Origin of the sequence: Endozoicomonas euniceicola, assembly GCF_025562755.1 — a bacterium.
Lineage (GTDB): Bacteria > Pseudomonadota > Gammaproteobacteria > Pseudomonadales > Endozoicomonadaceae > Endozoicomonas_A > Endozoicomonas_A euniceicola.
In genome coordinates this window covers 355,542-378,482 of the sequence record NZ_CP103300.1, presented here as the reverse complement: position 1 = coordinate 378,482, position 22,941 = coordinate 355,542, and the positions used below count along the sequence as shown (strand labels likewise).

Sequence of the window (22,941 nt, the reverse complement as noted above, 5' to 3'; positions counted from 1 at the left end):
GTATATTATGTTCTGCTGCTTCCCTAAAGGGTTACTAAATGCCTGGTTCAGCCCTGATGCTAAGGGAGTGCTAAATGCCAACTTCAGCCCATGTGGAAATCATCTTGTGACCGCCTCTAAAGATGGCACCGCCCAAATCTGGGGGGTTGTTGGCGGTCAATGGCAGAAAAAATGCGTTATACAGCATGGTCATCAAGCTCTGGCTAGTGCCAGCTTCAGCCCAGATGGAACTCATCTTGTGACCACCTCTGAAGATGGCACCGCCCAAATCTGGGGATTGGGTGGCAGTGATAGATTTTGGGGTACCCTGAAAGCGCCTCTAAAAGCCCTGAAAGACCGGTGTTGCTGTATTTCATAATGTTGTGCAGGCACTTGAAGATGCTCAGATACATCGGGTGAGTACAAGGCCTTTAATGATCCATTTCTGCCAATGGATGGAGGGGCTTTTCCCTCCTTTCACTGATGGCTGCTCTTAAATAATGTTAATGCCTTCATTTAACCTGAATTCATATCAAAAAATAGTGTAACGCAAGGTTGTCAATCGTCTACGATTAGTTCGCATTACTACTTGTGCGGGCGGGTGCTTATGCTTAGTCGTCTATTCAAACTATCAGATGTTTTTCCTGCTACTTTTTCTTTTTCTGTTTCCCGTAATAAATACTTTACGGTGAATTTTGTTCTGCCATTCTCTGTACTTGTATTTTGCGCGCAAGGCCTGATTGCACAAGAGCTAATGTCAGCCAGTTATTTGCCAGTCCGTAAGGAGATGGCTGCCTTTGCGATGGCTGCACTGGTCTTTCGTACAAATACAAACTTCTGGCCAATAAACACTGGTAATTCTCAATACTCAGGCACCAAAAATAGTCCTGACAATTCATTACGACCTTTCAACCATTTACCGGACAGGCAGCAGAAAGGGTGCTTTTCTAAAGTTCCAAAGGGAGATACTGAACAATTACTTAATGTATTACATACGTCTCCCCCTGGTTGTACTGTCGAGATAGAAGGCGCTTACTTTCTTGATGCCAGTATTGATATCAAAGTTAACCTTGTAGGCAAGTCTTCTCTTCAGGAACCAGAGCCTGATGAACCTGTTGTTTTTTTCAGAATAGAAAGCGCCCGTACAGACAGCGATCAGAAAACAGGCTTCAGGTCGTCCGTCCTGTCAGGAGAGCCGTTATCTTATACCAGATACCCAGAGGCCGTTCTGGTAATGGATGAAAACAAAGGCAGCCGCCTGAGAATTCACCCGTCAGCCAAACTGAATAACATCACAGTACTTTCGCCACCCACTGATTTTGATCCACACAGAGGCTGTATGGATAATCGTATTATCTTTCAGGCAAATGCCGAGCCTTTCGTTGTAGGTATTTCTGAAAGCGCATCAGGCTATCTTTGCCATACATACCACCCTTCAAGCGGCATTATCAGTTACGGTAAGACAAGCGCCGGCACCGCCACCAGCCAAAACAGTAACAACAGTGGAGGGGGAAGCGTAGCCGGGCATAGTTACACAGGCGCACATTATACTGCTAGTTGCGGGGGGGGCAGTAGTAGTGGTGGTGGTGCCGGGGGAGATGATAGAAATCCCTGGCACAATAAAACGCTGATTGAGTGTCTTGCAGATATTATCCAGGACAGCCATGAACAAAAGCTGAAGGTGAGTGAAATCTACAGGCTTTACCATCAACTTATGCGAGGAGTCCGTTATGATACAAAAAGAAAAGAGAATGTGATCAGACATACCTTAAGCCATTATCCTTTTTTCAAACGTGAACCTCCCATGGATCGGAGTGGTGCGGGTTTCTGGTCATATGACCCCTCTCTCCGGACATCTGCAAAAAGTCGGAAGTTAAAACGGCAGGAGCAACAGCTGGCTATAGCGTATGCGCCGTGGCTTGTCCTCGCTCCTACCCCGATCCCCCTTCAGGACTTTAGCCCGTTCCCCTATCGGGACTTTACCCCGTTCCCCTATCAGCACTTTCCCCCGCCCTCCATTCAGGACTACACCTTTGAGAATTTATTTCCTCATTGCAATACGCCCGATATCAGGAATGATGAAGTTGCACGTCAGCCCGTTGATCCAAAACCGACTGAAACACCGCCGTTCCAGGATCCAGGTGGGAGCTATTACCAGGATCCAGGTGGGAGCTATTACCAGGATCCAGGTGGGAGCTATTACCAGGATCCAGGTGGGAGCTATTACCAGGATCCAGGTGGGAGCTATTACCAGGATCGTGACCCAGGTTCGTAAGAGCGAAGTGCTTGTGCCCTTCAGGGTGACTCCCGACACGGTCAATAACATTAAGCTCCCGTGTTGCGAGTTACCCGGGGGCGCAAGCGTTGCACTCTTCCCAATCTGCAAGTCTGACTGGAGATCGGCATAGAATATGCCGCTGCTGTCTATGAGCTATTCATGCAGCCAACAGCCAACAGCGGAAGGCGGTTTCTCCCCTTCCCCTTCCGTTACTCAAATAATGCTAACGCCTTCATTCAACAGCATATCGGTTAATCGTATAAGTGGGAGTCCGGTCAGGCTGTTAGGGTCGTCGCCGCTCATCTTTGTGAACAAGGTGATGCCCAGCCCTTCGCATTTAAAGCTGCCGGCGCAATCCAGTGGTTCTTCCTTCTTTATATAGCTTTCAACCTGTTGTCTGTTGAGTTGTCTGAAATGAACGGTAAAAGGTATGCAGTCAAGTTGCTGTTTGCCTGTTTTGGTGTTCAGTAGGCAAAGACCTGTATAAAAGGTGACTGCCTGATTGCTGCAGGCCATTAGCTGCTCAATCGCGCGGTGGTGGGTGCCGGGTTTGCCCAGAATGGCTTGCCCCAGTTGGGCTGCCTGGTCAGAAGCGATGATCAGATAGTTCGGGTAGTCTTCCGCCAGGGCCTGCGCTTTAGCTTCTGAGAGTCTCAGGGCCAGAGCTTTAGCGGTTTCTCCCGGCTGGGGTGTTTCATCAATGTTCGGAGCCTGGCAAGAGAACTCAAGCTCAAGTCGTTCCAGCAGCTGTTTTCGGTAGGGGGAGCCGGAGGCAAGGAGTAGTTTCATAAATGATGTCCAGTCTGATTTTTCTAATCTCTGTAATACCCACGAAACAAGGCTTCGGGTAGAAGTCTTTTTACGTTGGGTGTTAATTGAGTCATGTGTCTTGATCGGGGTGGCTTATAGTGTCCTGATAAGTTTGACCATTTAACCAGTCTGTCACCCTCAAAGGTCAAACCGCCCGCATACAAAACGTCATGGAGTAATGTGATGGAGCTGTGTCCATCAACAAACTGGTCACTGGTACCGCGAGAGGGGTCAAATGATAACCTATAAGGCAGGCCTACCATAACTTGCTGAGGGTATTCAGCCAGAATCGCATAGAGCAGAGTACAGCCAAAAAAATTGGGCATTTGCAGGTTGGTAGCTTGAGAATCCTGTCCTTCAAATAAAGGGCTGGGCATCAGGAAATAATGTTCGCCACTTTTTTCCAGTAAAAATACATTACGACTGTTTCCGGGTTTTTGCTGATTACTTATTTGCGGTGCAATGGGTTTGATAGCAGCCAGGTGATCGAATAACTCATGCAGCTTTTCGTACTTCATCATTATCACTTCAAATAGCAGATTGTGTACTTAGGCTGGGCGATCTGCCGGAGGTCAGGCTCATTTTCAAAGCTTATTTACAGGTGAGGAAGCGGCGGCATTCTCGTGGTTGCAAATAAAACCTTGACAGGCAAGATATTAAGCAGATTTTCTCGTCTTATACGCAGTTAAACCCTTTGACAGAGGGGTGACATGTCCCTATTATTGCGCCCTTATGATTATCGGGCAATTACCCAAAGCCTTTGATCCGCGAAAACTCGCGCGTCAAGGCAGGCAGTTTGAAGGTTCGCTGGCTCTGGAACAGTTTGGCCAGCTGGTGGACAGTCTGGCTGATGATAAGGGCGAGGTTAAGGTCTCACTTCATTTTTATATGAGCGAAGACCACAGGGTTATCCTGGAAGGCTCAGTGTCAGCAACGCTGAAAATGATTTGTCAGCGCTGTCTGGATGTAGCCGACATACCGGTAACTGCTGACCTCCGGCTGATGGGTGTGTTGACAGATGAGCAAGCCAGGGCTTTGCCGGAAGACTTTGACCCAATGATGATGGGCGAAGAACCGGTTGAGCTGGTGCCTCTGTTGGAAGAAGAGTTGTTACTGGCTCTTCCGATCGTTGCCTATCATCCACCTGAAGACTGCCTGGCTCAGAAAAGCTTTACCACTGAGTCGGAAGAAGAAGCTCAGGCCTTTGCTGAACAGGTAGAGGAAGAGCGGACAAGCAGTAACCCTTTCAGCGTGCTGGCCGAACTGAAAAAAGATACTACGAATTAGGAGAGTGGACACATGGCTGTTCAACAAAACCGTAAAACCCGTTCCCGTCGCGACATGCGTCGTTCCCACGATGCCCTGACTTCTGCTCAGCTGTCTGTGGAAGCCGCTACCGGTGAAACTCACCGTCGCCACCACGTTTCTGCCGACGGTTTCTACCGTGGTAAGAAAGTCGTTGCTGACAAATAAGAGTCAGAACATTGCTTCAGGGACGACTCAATTCGACGCAGAGAATGCGGGTCGCACTTGATATCATGAGCGGGGACGAAAGTCCCCGTTCACGTATCCGGGCGGCGCTCAGGGCGCTGAACGCATTCAGCTATCTCGAACTTCTGCTGGTGGGTGATACCGACCTGCTGCAATCCTACCTTAATGATGTCGGGCATTATGACCGGGATCGACTCTCTTTAGTTCATACCGACGCTACCGTAGCAATGGATGAAAAGCCCTCTCTGGCTTTGCGAACCAAGCGACATTCGTCGATGTGGCAGTCGCTGGAGTGTGTGTCTGACGGGCGTGCAGATGCCTGCGTGTCGGCAGGTAATACCGGTGCGTTGATGGCCATGGGGCGGTTTGTCCTGAAAACCTTTGCTGGCGTGGATCGCCCGGCGATTGCTGCCAGTGTTCCCAGTCGAAACGGCAGTACTTTGCTGCTGGATGTTGGGGCTAATGTTGACTGTACCTCCATGCAGCTTGTTCAGTTTGCCATTATGGGGTCGCAGCTGGCGAGTGCGGTGCATGGTATCGACCGGCCAAGAATTGGTCTGTTAAACGTTGGCACAGAAGAAATAAAAGGCAACGAACGGGTTCGTGTCGCCCATCAGCGACTGAGTGAACATAAGCAGTTAAATTACATTGGCTATATCGAAGGGCATACTATTTTTTCAGACCATATCGATGTAGTGGTGTGTGATGGTTTTGCTGGCAATATTGCCCTGAAAACCGGAGAAGGCGTGGCCAGCCTGATCGCTGACACGCTGACCGAGATATTCAGTCGAAATCTTGTCACGCAAGGGTTAGCTGTATTACTCTCCCCCCTTCTCAAAGAATTCAACCGCAAGGTTGATCCGGAATTACATAATGGTGCCAGCCTGCTCGGTCTGCGGGGAACTGTGATCAAGAGTCATGGTGGTGCCGATGAAAAGGGCTTCTACCGGGCCATTTGTCAGGCAGTCCGGGAAGCTGGTAAGGATGTGCCTGCCAGACTGGCGGCTGATGTGGAAAAAATGCTGCTCTGACCGATGTCGGGGTGGTGCTTGTTTTCCGGCCTGTTTTCTGGCGTGTTTCCAGGCTTGTCTCCTTGCAAGTCTCATTGTTGTAAGCCTCGTGTAATCGTAACCGGCGTTCTGGTACGTTTCGCAGGTAGATGGAAACATAAAATTACGCACCTTTCCTTCGACTTTTTCTATAATTGCCTGAGTTTTTTCTGGACATGACCCAAAGCAATGATGGATAAGCTTGCATTTATCTTCCCGGGCCAGGGATCACAGTCAGTCGGTATGCTGGCTGAACATATCGAAACGCCTGTCGTACAGCAGACCTTTGCGGAAGCTTCCGAAGTGCTGGGCTTTGACTTGCTCAGTCTGGTTACAGAAGGTCCTGCCCAGGTGCTGAACCAGACTGAGAATACTCAACCTGCACTGCTGACGGCCAGTGTTGCCCTGTGGCGTTTATGGGAGCAGAAGTCTGATGGCGCTAAACCCGCTTTCCTGGCCGGGCACAGTCTGGGCGAGTACTCGGCACTGGTCTGCGCCGGCGTTATGCCGTTTGCTGATGCCGTGCGTATTGTCCGTCAGCGTGGCCTGTTTATGCAGGAAGCCGTACCCCAGGGGGCCGGCGCCATGGCGGCGGTGCTGGGTCTGGACGATAACGCAGTGCTGGAAATCTGTGCCGCAGCGGCTCAGGGTGAAGTCGTTGAAGCAGTAAACTTCAACGCTCCGGGGCAGGTGGTTATTGCCGGTCATGTTCAGGCGGTTGAGCGTGCGGCAGGGCTGGCGAAAGAGGCGGGTGCCAGACGTGCCATGCTGTTGCCGGTCAGCGTGCCTTCCCATTGCGCCCTGATGAAACCGGCTGCTGATAAGCTGGCGGTTGAATTGCTGTCCGTTGAGTTGAAAGCCCCCGAAATACCAGTAATTCATAATGTGACCGCTGATACCTGCTCCGATCCGGATCAGATTCGCAGTAACCTGGTGGCACAGTTATACAGCCCTGTGCGTTGGGTAGAAACCATCAACCGTTTCAACGAATCGGGAGTCACTCGTTTTGTTGAGTGTGGTCCGGGCAAGGTGCTGGCAGGTCTGAACAAGCGTATTGTTCGTCGCACTCCGGTGTCTGTGCTGGAATCGGCGGCCGCTTTTGATGAGCTGCTGGCCACAGAAGAATGATGAATGACTCAGGACGCGAAAGTATGTCTGATTTTGAAGGAAAAGTAGCGCTTGTTACCGGTGCCAGTCGGGGCATAGGTCGGGCGATTGCGCTGGAGTTGGGGCGCAAGGGTGCCATTGTTGTTGGGACTGCGACCACTGAAAGTGGGGCTGAAAAAATTTCTGCCACTTTTGCTGAAGCTGATGTTCGTGGCTGTGGCATGGCGCTGAATGTCACTTCTGCGGATAATTGCGTAGCGGTTGTAAAGGCAGTGACTGAAGAGTTTGGCGCGCCACAGATTCTGGTGAACAATGCCGGTATTACTCGTGACAATATCCTGATGCGTATGAAGGAGGATGAGTGGGAGTCGGTGATCGACACCAACCTGAATGCTATCTACCGCATGAGTAAAGCGGTACTGCGTGGTATGACTAAAGCCCGCTGGGGTCGCATTATCAATATCAGCTCTGTGGTTGGCTCCATGGGTAACGGTGGCCAGTCCAACTACGCGGCCACCAAGGCGGCGGCTGAAGGCTTTGCCCGGTCTCTGGCTAAAGAAGTAGGTTCCCGTAACATTACGGTAAACTCAGTAGCGCCAGGGTTTATCGACACGGATATGACCAAAGAGTTGCCGGAAGCTCAGCGTGAAGCGTTGCAGAGCCAGATTCCAGCGGCACGCCTTGGGCAGCCGGAAGAAATTGCTGCGGCAGTCGCTTTTCTGGCCAGCGAGCCAGCCGGTTACATTACCGGGGAAACCCTGCATGTTAATGGCGGCATGTACATGAGCTGATGAATAGCTGACTTTTGCACGGAAAATCGTTTGTAACCGGTTGTCAGTGAGTGCAAAATGAGCGCATCAATTTGAAACAAATGTCTCGAGTTACGGTAAATACACAGGGCTTAGCTTGAAATTACCGTAATCGATCATATAAAGTAACTGACCGCGATGCTGGGCTCTCTTTTGGCATCGCTATCGAATATCGACAGGAGCACAACTAGGTTATGAGCACCATTGAAGAGCGCGTCAAAAAGATCGTTTGCGAACAGCTTGGCGTAAAAGAAGAGGAAGTCACCATCAGTGCGTCTTTCGTAGAGGATCTGGGCGCGGACTCTCTGGATACAGTAGAGCTGGTGATGGCTCTGGAAGAGGAATTCGAAACTGAGATTCCTGATGAAGAAGCTGAGAAGATCACCACTGTTCAGGAAGCTGTCGACTACGTCGTAGCTCACTCCTGATCAAACCCTGGTTGCATGCCAAGCAAAAACCGCACACATTGATTTGTGTGCGGTTTTTGTTTTTCTGGTGAAATAAGATTTTAACAGTCTTGAGTTAGGGGCGCAGCATTCAATAACTTACCGGGCTGTTGGCTTTTGGCTATTAGCTGCTCATACAGCCAACCGCCAACAGCCAACAGCCAACAGCGGTATATTATGTTCTGCTGCTTCCCTTAGTGTTGGTCATTGGTTGCTGCACCAGGCGAAACATTATCGTAACGAGTTCGAAAAAAAAGCATTTCCGGGAGGTTGCTCTTGTCACACAGAAGGGTCGTTGTTACTGGTCTTGGTACTTTGTGCCCAGTGGGTATAGGGGTGGCTCATAGCTGGCAGTCGGTGTTGGCGGGACAGAGTGGTATTCATACTATTGAGCACCTGGATGCTGAAAATTACAGCGTCAAAATCTGCGGAACGGTGAAAAACTTTAAGGCCGGGGATTATATGAATCCCAAAGATGCCCGCAAAATGGACGTTTTTATACAGTACGGTATGGTTGCTGGCATTGAAGCCATCAAAGATGCCGGGTTGGATGCAGAAGGCCTGATTACCGGGGGCAACGCCCATCGCTATGGCGTGGCTATTGGTTCTGGAATTGGTGGTCTGACAACGATTGAAAATAATTACAATACCCTGCAGAAAAGCGGACCTCGTCGTATATCTCCGTTTTTTATTCCGGCCGCCATTATTAATATGGCTGCGGGCTGGCTCTCCATGACCTACAACCTTCAGGGACCTAACTTCGCTACTTCGACAGCCTGTGCCAGTGGCAGTCATTCCATTGGGCTGGCAGCCAGAGCGATAGCTTACGGCGATGCCGACGTGATGGTGGCTGGCGGTACGGAAAAAGGTTCTTCCGCGCTGGGAATGACTGGTTTTGCCGCAGCCCGGGCATTGTCGAGCCGAAATAATGAGCCTGAGCTGGCCAGTCGTCCCTGGGATAAAGACCGGGATGGTTTTGTGTTGGGCGATGGTGCAGCTGTCGTGGTACTGGAAGAGTATGAACATGCGGTTCGTCGTGGTGCCACTATTTATGCTGAACTCAGTGGCGTCGGTATGAGTGGCGATGCCCATCACATGACGTCTCCACCTGAAGGTGGTCGTGGTGCCGCCAGGGCTATGCAGTCGGCTCTTGAAGATGCGGGCCTGAAACCTGAACAGGTGTCGTATATTAATGCCCATGGCACTTCAACGCCTGTGGGAGATATTGCTGAAACCAGGGCGATACATAAAGTGTTTGGTGCTCATGCTCATAAGCTGGCGGTTAGTTCTACCAAGTCGATGACCGGTCACCTGCTCGGCGCTGCCGGTTCTCTGGAAGCAGTTTTTGCCATCAAGTCTTTGCAGGAACAGCTGGCACCACCCACCATTAATCTGGTGAATCCTGACCAGGAGTGTGACCTCGATTATGTGCCGGATACATTCCGTAAAATTCAGGCTGAGCATGTGCTGACCAACTCATTCGGGTTTGGCGGCACTAATGTTACTCTGGCGTTTTCCCGGTTGGATTGATTTTGCGGATGAAAACGGATATCTGGGTGGATGGTGAGCCTGTCAGTAGTGTACCGGCGACTGACCGGGGGCTGGCTTATGGGGATGGGCTGTTCGAAACGATTCGGATTGTAAAGCGTCGCCCTACGTTGGCAGAGTTTCATTGGCAGAGACTGGCAAAAGGTTTGAATCGACTGGCTATAACGCTTGATATTGAGTGGCTGATGGAGGAAGTGGCAACTTTCCTGTCGCTGCAATCGGCATCTGGCGGGGTCTTAAAGGTGTTGATCACCCGTGGCAGTGGCGGGCGAGGTTATAATCCGGCTGGTTGTTCCGGGGCAAGACGAATTCTTTCCTTTCATGCTCTGCCGAAGCATCCGGAAAGCAATCGTAATGCCGGAATCACCCTGTATCCCTGCTCAACCCGCCTTGGACACAATAGTCTGGCTGGAATGAAGCACCTGAATCGTCTGGAAAATGTACTGGCAAGGGCCGAATGGGACGGTTCGGAGTTCCAGGAAGGGTTAATGCTGGATCTGGATGGTCTGCCGGTTGAAGGGACAATGACCAACCTGTTTCTGGTTAAAAATGGTACGCTATACACTCCGGCACTGAATCGGTGCGGGGTAAGCGGCATTTGTCGTGAATTTATTTTGCGTCAGGCATCTGGGTGGGGAGTACCGGTTGTTGTTCAGGAACTGGATGAGCAGACCCTGCTGAATGCTGATGAAGTGTTTGTCTGTAACAGTGTTAACGGTGTCTGGCCTGTTGCCCGCTACCGGCATATCAGCTGGCCGGTGGGTGTGGTCACGGCGACCGTCAGGGATCGTGTTCTGGAAGTATTGAATGGTTAAGAAGTTGCTGCTGGGAATCTTCAGCGGGTTTTTTACACTGGTGTTGCTGGCGGGGCTGGCCTGGGTGGGCCTGAACTGGTACGCCGAACAGCCTTTAAGGGAGAATCCGGAGGAGGTGCTGGAGTTTACCATTCGTCCCGGTGATTCTCTGATTCGCGTTGCCAGCCGTCTGTCTGATGCTGGCTGGCTTGAGTACCCGCAGGTGATACGCCTGCTGGCACGTATCGATGATAATGTGGCCGGTGGCATTCACGCCGGAGACTACCTGATTCCCGGCAGTATCAATAAACATGAGCTGTTGCAGATGTTTGTCAGCGGCGATGTGCGTTATTACGACGTGGTACTGGTTGAAGGTTCTACGCTTGGTGAAGCGTTGCAGGTATTGAACGAACATGAAAAGTTGTCACAACCTCTGGACGGAGACGCTTTTCAGCGGTTGCTGGCAGAGCTGGGTATTGAAGGTAATCCGGAAGGACAGTTTTATCCGGATACTTACTTTTTTCAGGCCGGGGATACGGTTGAGTCGGTGCTGCGTCGGGCGAATGCTCGTATGAGCAGTGTGCTGGCCGAAGAGTGGGAAGTCAGAAGCAAGAAGCTACCTTATAAAACCCCTTATGAGGCGCTAATCATGGCGTCGCTGATTGAGAAGGAAACCGGTGCCGGATGGGAGCGTCCGGAAATTTCCGGTGTCTTTGTTCGTCGTCTGGGTAAGCGCATGCGCCTGCAGACTGATCCTACCGTGATTTATGGCATGGGTGATCGTTATCAGGGACGTTTGAGTCGTCGCATGCTGCGTGAAGATACGCCCTATAACACTTATACACGACATGGTTTGCCACCGACGCCTATTGCTCTTGTGGGGCGGGAGGCGATCAATGCCGCGCTCAATCCGAAAGGCGGTAAAGCGCTCTATTTCGTTGCCAGGGGTGACGGAACGCACCATTTTTCAGAAACACTGGCGGAACATAATCGCGCCGTGCGAAAGTATCAAATAGTCGAACGCAGAGAGGATTATCGTTCGACTCTGGAGGCACAGTAATGGCATCAGCCAACACAGGATTTTTTCTGACCATTGAAGGTTGCGAAGGTGCAGGTAAAACCACAGCGGTGAATGTGATTAAGCAGTGGCTGGGCAGTCGCGGCATTGACTTTACTGAAACCCGTGAACCGGGCGGCACGCCAATGGCTGAGAATCTGCGCAGCCTGCTGCTGGATCATGGCGATGAGGCGGTTGCAGATATTACCGAACTGCTGTTGATGTTTGCCGCCCGTTCCCAGAACCTGTTCCATAATATTGAACCGGCTCTGAAGCGTGGGCAGGTGGTGCTGTGTGACCGTTTTACCGATGCAACCTTTGCCTACCAGGGCGGTGGTCGACAGCTGGATGTGCAGCAGATTGCTACCCTTGAAACCCTGGTGCAGGGTGAGTGTCGTCCGGATATGACAATATTATTGGATGTTGAGCCGGAAGTTGGTTTGACCCGGGCTCGTAATCGTGCCTTAAAGCAGGGCGGTAAGCTGGATCGTATTGAACAGGAAGCCATGGACTTCTTTAATCGTGTGCGCAATACCTATCTGGAACGAGCCCGCCAGTTTCCGGAGCAGTTTGAGGTGATTGATGCCGGGCAACCGCTGGAAGTGGTGAAAGCTCAGTTGATTTCGACGCTGGAGCGTCGCCTGGGAGATCGTTGATGACCGATAGCTGGAACCCTTTGCCCTGGCAAGATGATCTGTGGCGGCAAATGATTACCCGTAGCCAGCGTGACACGCTGGCCCATGCTTACCTGATGCGGGGAATGCCGGGTGTGGGCAAGTTCCAGTTTGCCAGGGCGCTGGCAGCTTACCTGTTATGCAAGTCACCAACACCGTTTCAGCACTGCGGTCACTGTAAAGAGTGTGAATTGCTGAAAGCAGGTACTCACCCTGATATTACGATTGTCGAGCCGGATGAGCCGGGCAGGCCGATTCGTATTGATAAAATCCGCAGGTTAAACGAGTTTGCCCATAAAACGGCGCAGCAGGGGGGGCGGAGAGTGATCATCATGAATCCGGCTGAAGCTATGAATATTAATGCTGCCAATGCTCTGCTGAAGTGCCTGGAGGAGCCTGGGGAAAATACTCTGTTCCTGCTGGTCAGTGCTCGTGCCGGTGATATGCTGCCCACCATTCGCAGTCGTTGTCAGCAGTTGATGTTTCCCTGCCCTGATCGCGTCTCAGCCCTGAACTGGCTGGCTCAGTATCTGGATGAAAGTATTTCGTCCGGAACCTTGCTGGATCTGGTCGGAGGGGCGCCGCTGGAGGCAAGGCGGTTTGCGGAACAGGGTGTGCTGGATAAACGACAGGATTTGATCAAAGGGGTTAAGGGTCTGTTAAAAGGCGAGCACTCCCCTGTGGAGCTGGCTAAAGAATGGCAGGGGGATGATCTGGTGCTGACCCTCAGCTGGCTGGGGAGCTGGCTGGATGATGCGGTTAAAGTGAGTCTTGCAGGCAGTGATGCCAGTGGGTTGCGTAATCAGGATTTGCTCAAAATGCTGGGTTATATTGCCGGTAAATCGCCTTCAAGACAGATACTGGAGGCTCGGGACTGGCTGATAAAACAGCGCCAATCCCTGTTGGAGGGAGGCAACCTGAATGCGCAGATGTTGATGGAAGGGGTGTTTTGCCGATATCTTGATTTAGTCGTCTGAGCGAAAAGAACAATAAAAGAGAGGGAAGGGTATCATGAATCGTGGAAAAGCTGGAATGTCAGGTATTTTATCCCTGACCATTAAGGATTCTTCCTCGCTCTATGCCTCCTATATGCCGTATATCTCAGGAGGTGGTCTGTTTATACCGACGTCCCGCTCATACCAGTTGGGTGATGAGGTGTTTATCCGGCTGACGCTGATGGATGAGTCGGAGAAAATTCCGGTTTCGGGAAAAGTCATCTGGGTGACACCCATCGGCGCTCAGGGCGGACGGGAAGCGGGGATTGGTGTTCAGTTTACCGATCCTACCGATGCTGTCCGCTCCAAAATTGAAACTTACCTGACAGGGTCGTTGCAATCTGATCGACCTAACAGCACGATGTAAAACCCAATAGAAAGTATAAGTACAGGATGCTCTCATTTGGTTGTGACTTACGTTACTTCGCTAACTGATCACAAATCCAGCTAATGGTTGAACTCGTCCGTTAGGGTTGCATCAAACCCATTGAAGGTCAGCAGTTCAAAATAGAGTTGTAATCAACCATTAGGAGTTTCTTGTGCGATTAGGAATATTCAGAGCCTTGCCTTTTTGTGTGCATTGAGCCTGTATTTTATATCCACAAACTTTTTTACAATGGCTTTCGTCTAGACTGATATCCAGAGAGCTGAGGTGACGATCCTCTTCGTTATAATTTTCAGCTTTAGTTTTTTCATCTGCCTTTTTTAAACTTTCGGTTAGTAATAAAGCCTGCCAGGGAGTCCTTGTAAAGCAGACTCATCCCATAAATGCCAGCAAGGCCAGCAGAAAGGCCGCCGAGTATCTTAAAGGAAATGATTTTTGAGATAGAGGTATCGTATAACAGTGAGGATTGGAGTAAGTAATAAACGTATTGACTTAGTGTGTTTTTCAGGGTTGCAGTTTGCCATGAACGTCCCGCCTTTAGAGTCACTTCTATGAATTTGCTGAAACCCTTAAGGTCAAGAAATTCGAAGCCTTTGTTATGGATAAGCAGGTAAACGTCCTGATCAAGATATACAACAACTAAATCAGCCCAGAGTATGGTTGAATCGGGGTAAAACATTATCCAAAAGTATCCTAAATAGTGCTTATCACCATTGAAGCGAAACTCTCCGTGCTCCGAAGGCCGAAGGTGTGATGAACTGATTAGATTATATGCATTAATATGGGTGTCCTGAAAAATATAGCTTGTCATGAAAATCCAATTAATATGTCGACCCGACGAGTTAAAATCTAATATCAGGTTTGGAATGGGGCGCTTAGTGATGATGCTTTCAGTCACTTCTCCCAATCGCTTAATAACAGACTCTAAGGCGGTGTTGGGCTCCTTATCATGATGCTTTTTCGACAATGATATTTTTAGAGGCTTCCCTATGGTAAAGCCGGCTTCAGAGTCTAAATAAAAACCTTTGAGCTGGACTCCGTTAGGCGCCACAATATATCGAGCAGGGTATTCATAGGTTGTATTATCGGTATCTGTTGTATTAACTAAGACAGTCGAATCACTGACTGAATAAGAGTTAACATAAGCATTACCCTCTGGAGTAACTGTTAGAAACAACAAAGTAATTAAAAATAGAAAAATACCAAAATTTCGTCTGTCTATTATCATGAACCTTTCCTCTTCAACCCCGGGATCGAGTATTTTTATAGTGCTTATCTATTGTTGAAGGAAAAAGGTTAGACTATTCCATATCATCAGGAGTGCTAATTAACACAGGCAAATCTCCGGCTATGACGGAGGTCAATTAACTACTCCATATGACCTTCACATGCCAACGCCATTATTCGTTTGTTCTGGCGCTGGATTTTTCCCTGCCGTCCTGATTGGGTGCATTGACAGCCATGGGTGCAATCGGGTTCTGGCCACCAGTCGCAGCCTGAATTTTGTAAAGGGCGATAGTATTATGCTCACGGTTTGATGCCATCGCCGACAATCAGGTTGCAGAGGCCAGATTTTAGGGCAGTTTTATTGCCCCGGGCCAAATGAGATCGCCCATGCACAAGCAGCTTTCGCTTGTGATTTTCTGCCAGCTTGTCTATAACCTTCGCCACAGGCTTTCTTTCCTGATACCCAATGTATCATTCAAGGAGAAGCTGATATGCCTAATTATCAATGCCCTCAATGTGACCGGATTTGTGGGAGCCCGTCGGAACTGAAAAGACACCAGCGAGGCCACACTGGTGTAAAGCCTTTTGCGTGTGGGGTTTGTGGTCATAGGTTTGCCCACAAAGCAACTTTAACGAATCATATGCTCATTCATACCGGCGAACGGAAGCATGTGTGTGAAATATGTCAAAAGGACTTTAGCAGGAAATCGCACCTTAAGAGGCATCTGGTAACTCATAGTAATAATAAGCGTGATTATAAATGCGAAACTTGTGGAAAGGCTTTCACCGAGGCTTATAATCTTAAAGTCCATGAACGAAATCATACAGATGAACGGCCTTATGAATGTGATGTATGCGGTAAATCATTCAAACGTCCATCCACTCTTAAGGTACACGGGCAAAGAGAACACCCTGACCAGGCCAGTGGGAGTGGGCGTTCAATTAATGTACGTTCGCAGGTCGAGCCTTCAGGGGTGGTTACGACATCGACTCTGACTATAACAACGTCTTCCAGCCATACGATGACTATCAGTGACGTAACGTCTCAAATGGGGAGTGCTCATGTTGAGGTGACTTATACGCCTTCGGCTACATTGATGACAGTGACCTCAGCAACCGGTGAGAGCGTCAGCAGTGTCGATTATGGTGTTCCCGGCGAAGTTGACCCGGATGACCTTTGGGATATATCAATTTAGGGCACTTCCAGTCAGCAAGAGTGGGGGGGCACCATAGAGGTCGGATGTTGGGGGCAGTTTTATTGCCCGGGCCAAATGAGATCGCCCATGCACAAGCAGCTTTCGCTTGTGATTTTCTGCCAGCTTGTCTATAACCTTCGCCACAGGCTTTCTTTCCTGATACCCAATGTATCATTCAAGGAGAAGCTGATATGCCTATTCATCAATGCCCTCACTGTGACCGGGTTTTTCAGTCTTCAACGGTGCTGTCTAATCACATACGAGTCCACACCGGTGAACAGCCTTTTGGGTGTGACGTCTGTGGTAGGAAGTTTTCCGTTCCCGGATCTCTCTCGCGTCATATGCTCATTCATACCGGTGCCAGGGATCATGTGTGTAACATATGTCAAAGGGATTTCAGAACAAAGCAACAACTTAAAAGGCATCTGAATACCCATGCTCAACAGCGCCCTCATGAATGCGGAATTTGTGGGGCGAATTTCTCCCGGAAAGATTCTCTTGTCAGACATGAACGAATACATTCAGCTGAACGGCCTTATAAATGTGATGTATGCGGTAAAACATTCAATCGTTTAGACGGTGCTAATTCACACAAACTAAGTCGACACCCTGACCAGGCCAGTGGGAGTGTACGTTCAACTGCTGTACATTCGCAGGTCGAGCCTTCAGGGGTGGTTACGGGAACGACTCTGACTATAACGTCTTCCAGCCATACGAAGACTATCAGTGACGTAGCGTCTCAAATGGGGAGTGCTCATGTTGAGGTGACTTATACGCCTTCGGCTACATTGACGACAGTGACCTCAGCAACCGGTGAGAGCGTCAGCAGTGTCGATTATGGTGTTCCCGACGAAGTTGACCCGTATGACCTTTGGGGTATATCAACGGAGGATGCCTCCTGTCAGCAAGAGTGAGACTCCGGCTTTATTGACTTTTGACAGCTTTCCCGTTCATTGCTTCCGGATCAGGCGAAGTATCCACGCTAGCCGTTTAATCAATGATTTGCTTAAATTGAAGCTTGTTTTCATAGATTCATACCTATCTTATGTTGATTGACTCTCATTGCCATCTCGACCGGCTAAAGCTGGATCAATACGATGGCGATCTTGATCGTGCCGTGCAGGCTGCCCGTGACGCGGGTGTGGAACGAATGCTCTGTATCGGTATCGATTTGGACAATGCGGATGACGTTGTCGATATTGCCAGCCGTTACGATGATGTCTTTGCCTCTGTTGGTGTTCATCCTCTGGAAAAAGACGGTCCCGAGGCTTCGCTGGAGCAGCTGGTTCAGCTGGCCAGTAACGAGCATGTTGTTGCTATCGGTGAAACGGGTCTGGATTACTACTATTCCAAAGGCAATATCCCCGTTCAGCAGCAACGCTTTATCACTCATCTGGAAGCGGCCAGACAGTGTTCCCTGCCCGTCATTATTCATACCCGTGACGCCCGTGAAGATACGCTGACGTTGCTGGATGAGCATGCCGATAAAGAGTATTCAGGCGTTCTGCACTGCTTTACCGAAAGCTGGGATATGGCGAAAGCGGCCATGGATATGAATTTTTATATCTCTGTTTCCGGTATCGTCACTTTTCGCAATGCGGATGCCTTACGCGATGTGGTGCGAAAAATGCCACTGGACCGACTGTTGATTGAAACCGACTCACCCTACCTGGCGCCGGTTCCTCACCGGGGCAAGTCTAACGAACCAAAGTATCTGCCGGATGTCGCAAAGTTCGTGGCCTCTCTGAAAGGTGTTTCGGAGGAAACCCTTATCCAGCGGACTGCGGATAATTTCTTTAAAGTGTTTTCTCTGGCCAGTTGATTCGTCACGCCTTCATAGTTGAAAGAAGCAGAGTGGAATATGCACCAAAAGGGATGAATAACCGTATACATCCTTGAGGATAAGGGCTGTTTACAGTGGATGTAAGTTTACTACTGATTCTTTTCTGATCAAGTACCAAGTGCAACTTGTGTCTGAGTCTGTATAATTCCTGCTTGGTTAATATGGTAAGTAAATAATATGTCAGTAAGAGCCGTGTGGAGTATGGAATATCGCGGCCAGTCTATTTATAATTGCGCCACCATTTTTCCATGGTGAATTGATAAAAGACTGGCAGGGACTACGGGTATATTTTGACCTTTTTAGCGTTTTTAGAACGATAGTAAGTTAAATTGACTGGCTATAGATTCACAGCGCTTATTGGTGGCAGGTTGCAGCGCAGGAGAAATGATGATGCCAGATTGTTGGCAGTCTAAGTGCGGCATATGTTAGCTGGATTAGGGGTAAACAAAAATGCCAATGACCTTGGGAAACTCGAAGAAAGGCTCCTTTCCAGATTGACGGAGAGCGGAGTCTTTTTTTGTGTGCTGATCAGGGCTTTCTTCAAGACGAGTGTTTTAGCAAGTGTTGCTCAAACATGTGTTGTTCTAGCGAGGATTAGTTGTCATTTATCGTTCATCGGAGAGGCGGGTTATTCCTGACCTGAAAATTGATTGATTAGGCGAAAGGTATGATCAAAATCAAACAGGGGCTGGATCTCCCGATTTCAGGATCGCCTGAACAGACCATTACAGAAGGGCGGGCCGTTCGCTCCGTCGCTGTGATCGGTTCTGACTACGTAGGCATGAAGCCTACCATGGCGATTGCTGCCGGAGATCGAGTTAAAAAAGGGCAACTGCTCTTTACCGACAAGAAAACACCTGGAGTGCGTTACACCGCTCCTGCCAGTGGCACTATTGCTGCTGTGAACCGTGGTGAGAAGCGTGTTCTTCAGTCTGTTGTCATTGATATCGATGGCAACGAAGAAGAAACCTTTACTGCCTATAAAACTGCAGAGCTGGCTGGCCTGACTGCCGAACAGGTTCAGGAGAACCTGAACGAGTCCGGCCTGTGGACTGCACTGCGTACCCGCCCGTTCAGTAAGGTACCTGAACTGGGTTCCCGTCCGAACTCTGTCTTTGTTACCGCTATTGATACTCACCCTCTGGCTGCGAATCCGGAAGTGGTTATCGCTGGGCACAAGGAAGCGTTCGAGACCGGTATTACCGTTCTGGGCAAGCTGAGTGGCGGCAAAATATTTCTGTGTAAAGCACCGGGCGCACGCATTCCTGCGAGCATCGCTACCGCTGAAGAGTTCGACGGTCCTCACCCTGCCGGTCTGGCCGGTACACACATTCACTTCCTGGATCCGGTTAGCGCTACCAAAACCGTCTGGACTATTAACTATCAGGACGTTATCGCTGTCGGCAAACTGTTTACCACCGGTAAACTGTTCACTGACCGGGTGGTGGCTCTGGCGGGTCCTCAGGTTGACAAGCCTCGTCTGATTCGTACCCGCCTGGGTGCCAGCACCGACGAGCTGACCGCCGGCGAAATGAAAGCCGGTACCAACCGTGTGATTTCCGGTTCCGTATTTGGTGGCCGAACCGCTGAAGGCGCGTTCGCGTTCCTGGGGCGTTACCACAACCAACTGTCCGTTCTGGAAAACAGCGATGAGCGCCTGTTCCTCGGCTGGGCCAACCCAATGGTTAAGCGTCACTCTGTACTGAAAGTGCTGTTCAGTCGTAAGAAGCTGGACTTCACGACCACAACCAACGGTGGCGAACGAGCCATGGTTCCCGTGGGACAGTACGAAAAAGTGATGCCTCTGGATGTTCTGGCGACTCAGCTGCTGCGTGCCATTGTGGTAGGCGACACTGAACAGGCGCAGAAACTGGGTGCGCTGGAACTGGACGAGGAAGATTTGTCCCTGTGCTCTTATGTGTGCGCGGGCAAGTACGAGTACGGTCCGATCCTGCGTGACAATCTGACTCGCATTGAAGTGGAGGGCTGATCAGTTATGGCACTTAGAAAAATCCTTGACTCTCTCGAGCCTCACTTTACCAAAGGTGGCCGGTACGAGACGTTTTACGCACTGTTTGAAGCGGCAGACTCGCTGTTCTACTCCGTTCCAGACAAAACTCATAACACTTCCCACGTACGCGACGCTGTTGACCTGAAGCGTATGATGGGTATCGTCTGGTTCTGTGCCTTCCCTGCCATGTTCTTTGGTATGTGGAATATCGGTTACCAGGCAAACACTGCTATTGCCGGTGGCCTGGCTGCGCCATCTGACTGGCACGGCTGGATCATTAACCTGCTGGCGGGACACAACCCTGCAAGCCTGTGGGATAACATGATCTATGGAGCAGCGCACTTCCTGCCGGTCTACATTGTCACCTTTGCGGCGGGTGTATTCTGGGAGATCCTGTTCGCGATCACCCGCAAGCATGAAGTTAACGAAGGCTTCTTCGTGACCTCCATCCTGTTTGCCCTGATCGTTCCGCCCACGATTCCACTGTGGCAGGTGGCTCTGGGTATCTCCTTCGGTGTTGTTATCGGTAAAGAAGTCTTCGGTGGTACTGGCAAGAACTTCCTGAACCCGGCTCTGACAGGCCGTGCGTTTCTGTTCTTCGCTTATCCGGCACAGATTTCCGGTGACCTGGTGTGGACGGCGGTTGACGGCTTCTCCGGCGCGACAGCGCTGAGTGTTGCCCAGCAGGGCGGTGTGGAAGCTGTTTCTCACATGATGAGCTGGGGTCAGGCCTTTATTGGCACCATGCAGGGTTCCATGGGTGAAACCTCTACTCTGGCGATCTTCATTGGTGGTGCGGTTCTGCTGTTCACCGGTATCGCTTCCTGGAGAATTGTGGCAGGCACCATGCTGGGTATGATTGCCACCGCGACCCTGTTCAACCTGGTCGGTTCCGATACGAATGCCATGTTTGCCCTGCCGTGGTACTGGCACCTGGTTCTGGGTGGTTTCGCCTTCGGTCTGATTTTCATGACCACTGATCCCGTGTCGGCGTCCATGACTAATACGGGTCGCTGGTATTATGGTGCCCTGATTGGTGTCATGGTGATACTGATTCGTACTGTTAACCCGGCTTACCCGGAAGGTATGATGCTGGCTATCCTGTTCGCCAACCTGTTTGCGCCGCTGATTGACCACTTTGTGGTTGAAGCCAATATCAAGCGTAGGGAGGCTCGTGCCTGATGAGCAATGACTCTACTAAAAAGACCCTGCTGGTCACCATCCTGCTGTCCCTGGCCTGCTCGATTGTGGTGTCTTTTGCAGCGGTATCCCTGAAGCCGATTCAGGATCACAACGTGGTTCTGGACGTACAGCGTAATATTCTGAGTATTTCCGGCCTGGCGAAAAACGCCAGAGCACTGGATGCCGCAGAAGTGCAAAAACTGTACGCACAGGTTAAACCGGCACTGGTTGACCTGAAAACCGGTAAGTATGTGCAGGCTTCCGAGGAAGAAATTGCGGCCTACGATCAGCGCACAGCGGCCAAAGAGCCTGCTGAGTCCCGTGCCTTGAAAGGTGCTCAGGATATTGCCGGAATTATTCGTCAGGCCAATGTTGCCAAGGTTTACCTGATTGAGAAAGACGGTAAAACGGAAAGCATCATGCTGCCAGTACACGGCTATGGTCTTTGGTCTACCATGTACGGCTTCCTGGCTCTGGATATCAAAGACCTGGACACTGTCGTTGGTTTTGGTTTCTACGACCAGAAGGAAACACCGGGACTGGGTGGCGAAGTCGATAACCCGATCTGGAAAGGCCGCTGGCCCGGCAAGAAGGTCTATGACAACAGGGGTAACGTGGCCCTGCATGTTATCAAGGGTGCCGTTGACCCTTCCAATCCGGGTGCTTCTGAGCAGATCGATGGTCTGGCAGGTGCAACCCTGACTTCGAATGGTGTGTCCAACCTGCTCCAGTTCTGGATGGGGGATCAGGGCTTTAAACCATTCCTGACTAACCTGAAAGCGGGAGAGGCATAATGGCTGAGAAAGCTAAAGATATCCTGCTGGAACCGGTCGTAAAAAATAACCCGATCACGCTGCAGATTCTGGGTATCTGTTCTGCGCTGGCGGTGACCACCAGCATGCAGGTGAGTCTGGTGATGGCGATTGCAGTAATCGCTGTAACCACTGGCTCCAACTTTGTGGTATCCCTGATTCGTAACCACATTCCCAACAGCATTCGAATCATCTGTCAGATGACCGTTATTGCTTCGCTGGTAATCGTGGTCGACCAGGTACTGAAAGCCTACGCCTACGACATCTCCAAGCAGCTGTCGGTATTCGTGGGTCTGATCATCACCAACTGTATCGTTATGGGTCGCGCGGAAGCCTTTGCCATGAAGAACGGTCCGCAGCTGTCCGCTCTGGATGGTATTGGTAATGGCCTGGGCTACGGTGCGGTGCTGCTGATCGTGGCATTCTTCCGTGAGCTGTTCGGTGCCGGCAACCTGTTTGGTGTTGAAATCCTGCAGACCGTCAACAACGGTGGCTGGTATGTACCAAACGGCCTGATGCTGCTGGCACCCAGTGCGTTCTTCCTGATCGGTCTGCTGATCTGGGCGATCCGTACTTTTGATGCCAGGCAGGTTGAAGAGCCTGAGTTCAAGATGGCTGCAAACACTCAGTTCAGCGAGGCGCATTAAACCGTGGAACATTTAATCTCACTTTTTGTGAAAGCAGTGTTCGTAGAAAACATGGCGCTGGCTTTCTTTCTGGGTATGTGTACCTTCCTGGCGGTGTCGAAGCAGGTCAAGACCTCTGTGGGTCTGGGTGTGGCGGTTGTCGCTGTACTGACTATCACCGTGCCGATTAACAACCTGATCTACCAGCATGTCCTGCGTGAAGGCGCGCTGGTACCCGGTGTTGACCTGAGCTTCCTGGGCTTGATTACCTACATCGGTGTTATCGCGGCCCTGGTACAGATTCTGGAAATGTTTCTGGACAAATATGTACCGGCACTTTACAACGCCCTGGGTGTGTTCCTGCCGCTGATCACCGTAAACTGCGCAATCATGGGTGCTTCCCTGTTCATGGTACAGCGTGAGTATGACCTGGCTGAATCTGTGGTATTTGGTCTGGGTTCTGGTGTGGGCTGGGCGCTGGCAATCGCCGCGCTGGCAGGTATCCGCGAAAAGCTGAAGTACAGCGACGTGCCTGCGGGTCTGCGTGGCCTGGGTATCACCTTCATCACTGTTGGTCTGATGTCCCTGGGCTTCCTGTCCTTCTCTGGCATTCAGCTGTAAG

General features: G+C 50.5%; 26 protein-coding genes. 22 read left to right on the top strand and 4 right to left on the bottom strand.

Annotated features, from left to right (window positions below; all coding sequences use genetic code 11):
* The first annotated feature begins 7 nt into the window (after positions 1 to 7).
* Positions 8 to 358 (top strand): WD40 repeat domain-containing protein, encoded by a 351-nt coding sequence (locus NX720_RS26900; protein ID WP_404831038.1) that lies wholly within the window; start codon positions 8 to 10, stop codon positions 356 to 358.
* Between the two features lie 228 nt (positions 359 to 586).
* Positions 587 to 2,254, top strand: a complete 1,668-nt coding sequence (locus NX720_RS01545; RefSeq protein WP_262598942.1) for a forkhead box protein — start codon at positions 587 to 589, stop codon at positions 2,252 to 2,254.
* A 216-nt stretch (positions 2,255 to 2,470) separates the two neighbouring features.
* Here the strand turns inward: NX720_RS01545 and NX720_RS01540 are convergent, their stop codons facing one another.
* Both NX720_RS01540 and NX720_RS01535 read right to left on the bottom strand, forming a co-directional pair.
* A complete protein-coding gene (locus NX720_RS01540) occupies positions 2,471 to 3,046 on the bottom strand; it encodes a Maf family protein (RefSeq protein WP_262598941.1) in 576 nt (191 codons plus the stop codon).
* Positions 3,047 to 3,069: 23 nt separating this feature from the next.
* Entirely contained in the window at positions 3,070 to 3,588 is a 519-nt protein-coding gene (locus tag NX720_RS01535) for a hypothetical protein (RefSeq protein WP_262598939.1), read from the bottom strand.
* Positions 3,589 to 3,799: 211 nt separating this feature from the next.
* On the opposite strand from NX720_RS01535, the gene NX720_RS01530 reads away from it, so the two are divergent.
* From NX720_RS01530 to NX720_RS01475, 12 genes are all read left to right on the top strand, one after another.
* The gene (locus NX720_RS01530; protein ID WP_262598938.1) at positions 3,800 to 4,354 is read left to right on the top strand and encodes a YceD family protein; all 555 of its coding nucleotides are present in this window, start codon (positions 3,800 to 3,802) and stop codon (positions 4,352 to 4,354) included.
* 12 nt (positions 4,355 to 4,366) lie between these two features.
* Positions 4,367 to 4,540 (top strand): 50S ribosomal protein L32, encoded by a 174-nt coding sequence (rpmF, locus tag NX720_RS01525; RefSeq protein ID WP_262568236.1) that lies wholly within the window; start codon positions 4,367 to 4,369, stop codon positions 4,538 to 4,540.
* A gap of 44 nt (positions 4,541 to 4,584) precedes the next feature.
* Positions 4,585 to 5,589 (top strand): phosphate acyltransferase PlsX, encoded by a 1,005-nt coding sequence (gene plsX / locus NX720_RS01520; protein ID WP_262601697.1) that lies wholly within the window; start codon positions 4,585 to 4,587, stop codon positions 5,587 to 5,589.
* 210 nt (positions 5,590 to 5,799) lie between these two features.
* Complete coding sequence (gene fabD, locus NX720_RS01515) at positions 5,800 to 6,735, top strand: ACP S-malonyltransferase (RefSeq protein WP_262601695.1); 936 nt, start codon at positions 5,800 to 5,802, stop codon at positions 6,733 to 6,735.
* A 23-nt stretch (positions 6,736 to 6,758) separates the two neighbouring features.
* A complete protein-coding gene (gene fabG / locus NX720_RS01510) occupies positions 6,759 to 7,505 on the top strand; it encodes a 3-oxoacyl-ACP reductase FabG (RefSeq protein WP_262598937.1) in 747 nt (248 codons plus the stop codon).
* A gap of 212 nt (positions 7,506 to 7,717) precedes the next feature.
* Entirely contained in the window at positions 7,718 to 7,951 is a 234-nt protein-coding gene (acpP, locus tag NX720_RS01505) for an acyl carrier protein (RefSeq protein WP_262598936.1), read from the top strand.
* Between the two features lie 294 nt (positions 7,952 to 8,245).
* Positions 8,246 to 9,499, top strand: a complete 1,254-nt coding sequence (fabF, locus tag NX720_RS01500) for a beta-ketoacyl-ACP synthase II (RefSeq protein WP_262598935.1) — start codon at positions 8,246 to 8,248, stop codon at positions 9,497 to 9,499.
* 8 nt (positions 9,500 to 9,507) lie between these two features.
* On the top strand, positions 9,508 to 10,332 hold the full coding sequence (pabC, locus tag NX720_RS01495) for an aminodeoxychorismate lyase (protein ID WP_262598933.1): 825 nt from the start codon (positions 9,508 to 9,510) through the stop codon (positions 10,330 to 10,332).
* Entirely contained in the window at positions 10,325 to 11,371 is a 1,047-nt protein-coding gene (gene mltG, locus NX720_RS01490; RefSeq protein ID WP_262598932.1) for an endolytic transglycosylase MltG, read from the top strand. Before pabC ends, mltG begins: the two co-directional genes overlap by 8 nt.
* The gene (gene tmk / locus NX720_RS01485) at positions 11,371 to 12,024 is read left to right on the top strand and encodes a dTMP kinase (protein ID WP_262598931.1); all 654 of its coding nucleotides are present in this window, start codon (positions 11,371 to 11,373) and stop codon (positions 12,022 to 12,024) included. The genes mltG and tmk overlap by 1 nt, the downstream gene beginning before the upstream one ends.
* Positions 12,024 to 13,019 (top strand): DNA polymerase III subunit delta', encoded by a 996-nt coding sequence (locus NX720_RS01480; protein WP_262598930.1) that lies wholly within the window; start codon positions 12,024 to 12,026, stop codon positions 13,017 to 13,019. The genes tmk and NX720_RS01480 overlap by 1 nt, the downstream gene beginning before the upstream one ends.
* Before the next feature lie 34 nt (positions 13,020 to 13,053).
* Positions 13,054 to 13,404 carry a PilZ domain-containing protein gene (locus NX720_RS01475; RefSeq protein ID WP_262598929.1) on the top strand — a complete coding sequence of 117 codons (351 nt, stop codon included), beginning with the start codon at positions 13,054 to 13,056 and terminating at the stop codon, positions 13,402 to 13,404.
* A 325-nt stretch (positions 13,405 to 13,729) separates the two neighbouring features.
* Here the strand turns inward: NX720_RS01475 and NX720_RS01470 are convergent, their stop codons facing one another.
* Both NX720_RS01470 and NX720_RS01465 read right to left on the bottom strand, forming a co-directional pair.
* Complete coding sequence (locus NX720_RS01470; RefSeq protein ID WP_262598928.1) at positions 13,730 to 14,650, bottom strand: hypothetical protein; 921 nt, start codon at positions 14,648 to 14,650, stop codon at positions 13,730 to 13,732.
* Positions 14,651 to 14,822: 172 nt separating this feature from the next.
* Positions 14,823 to 14,966 (bottom strand): lactonase family protein, encoded by a 144-nt coding sequence (locus NX720_RS01465; RefSeq protein ID WP_262598927.1) that lies wholly within the window; start codon positions 14,964 to 14,966, stop codon positions 14,823 to 14,825.
* 174 nt (positions 14,967 to 15,140) lie between these two features.
* Here NX720_RS01465 and NX720_RS01460 point away from each other — a divergent pair, with 174 nt between their 5' ends.
* From NX720_RS01460 to nqrE, 8 genes are all read left to right on the top strand, one after another.
* The gene (locus NX720_RS01460; protein ID WP_262598926.1) at positions 15,141 to 15,845 is read left to right on the top strand and encodes a C2H2-type zinc finger protein; all 705 of its coding nucleotides are present in this window, start codon (positions 15,141 to 15,143) and stop codon (positions 15,843 to 15,845) included.
* 191 nt (positions 15,846 to 16,036) lie between these two features.
* Positions 16,037 to 16,759 carry a C2H2-type zinc finger protein gene (locus NX720_RS01455; protein WP_262598925.1) on the top strand — a complete coding sequence of 241 codons (723 nt, stop codon included), beginning with the start codon at positions 16,037 to 16,039 and terminating at the stop codon, positions 16,757 to 16,759.
* Positions 16,760 to 16,890: 131 nt separating this feature from the next.
* Positions 16,891 to 17,667, top strand: a complete 777-nt coding sequence (locus NX720_RS01450; protein ID WP_262598924.1) for a TatD family hydrolase — start codon at positions 16,891 to 16,893, stop codon at positions 17,665 to 17,667.
* 688 nt (positions 17,668 to 18,355) lie between these two features.
* Positions 18,356 to 19,678, top strand: a complete 1,323-nt coding sequence (locus tag NX720_RS01445) for a Na(+)-translocating NADH-quinone reductase subunit A (RefSeq protein WP_262598923.1) — start codon at positions 18,356 to 18,358, stop codon at positions 19,676 to 19,678.
* A 6-nt stretch (positions 19,679 to 19,684) separates the two neighbouring features.
* The gene (locus NX720_RS01440; protein ID WP_262598922.1) at positions 19,685 to 20,881 is read left to right on the top strand and encodes an NADH:ubiquinone reductase (Na(+)-transporting) subunit B; all 1,197 of its coding nucleotides are present in this window, start codon (positions 19,685 to 19,687) and stop codon (positions 20,879 to 20,881) included.
* Positions 20,881 to 21,675 carry a Na(+)-translocating NADH-quinone reductase subunit C gene (locus NX720_RS01435; RefSeq protein ID WP_262598921.1) on the top strand — a complete coding sequence of 265 codons (795 nt, stop codon included), beginning with the start codon at positions 20,881 to 20,883 and terminating at the stop codon, positions 21,673 to 21,675. Before NX720_RS01440 ends, NX720_RS01435 begins: the two co-directional genes overlap by 1 nt.
* Positions 21,675 to 22,340 (top strand): NADH:ubiquinone reductase (Na(+)-transporting) subunit D, encoded by a 666-nt coding sequence (locus NX720_RS01430; protein WP_262598920.1) that lies wholly within the window; start codon positions 21,675 to 21,677, stop codon positions 22,338 to 22,340. Before NX720_RS01435 ends, NX720_RS01430 begins: the two co-directional genes overlap by 1 nt.
* Before the next feature lie 3 nt (positions 22,341 to 22,343).
* On the top strand, positions 22,344 to 22,940 hold the full coding sequence (gene nqrE, locus NX720_RS01425; RefSeq protein ID WP_262598919.1) for an NADH:ubiquinone reductase (Na(+)-transporting) subunit E: 597 nt from the start codon (positions 22,344 to 22,346) through the stop codon (positions 22,938 to 22,940).
* The last annotated feature ends 1 nt before the right edge of the window (position 22,941 follow it).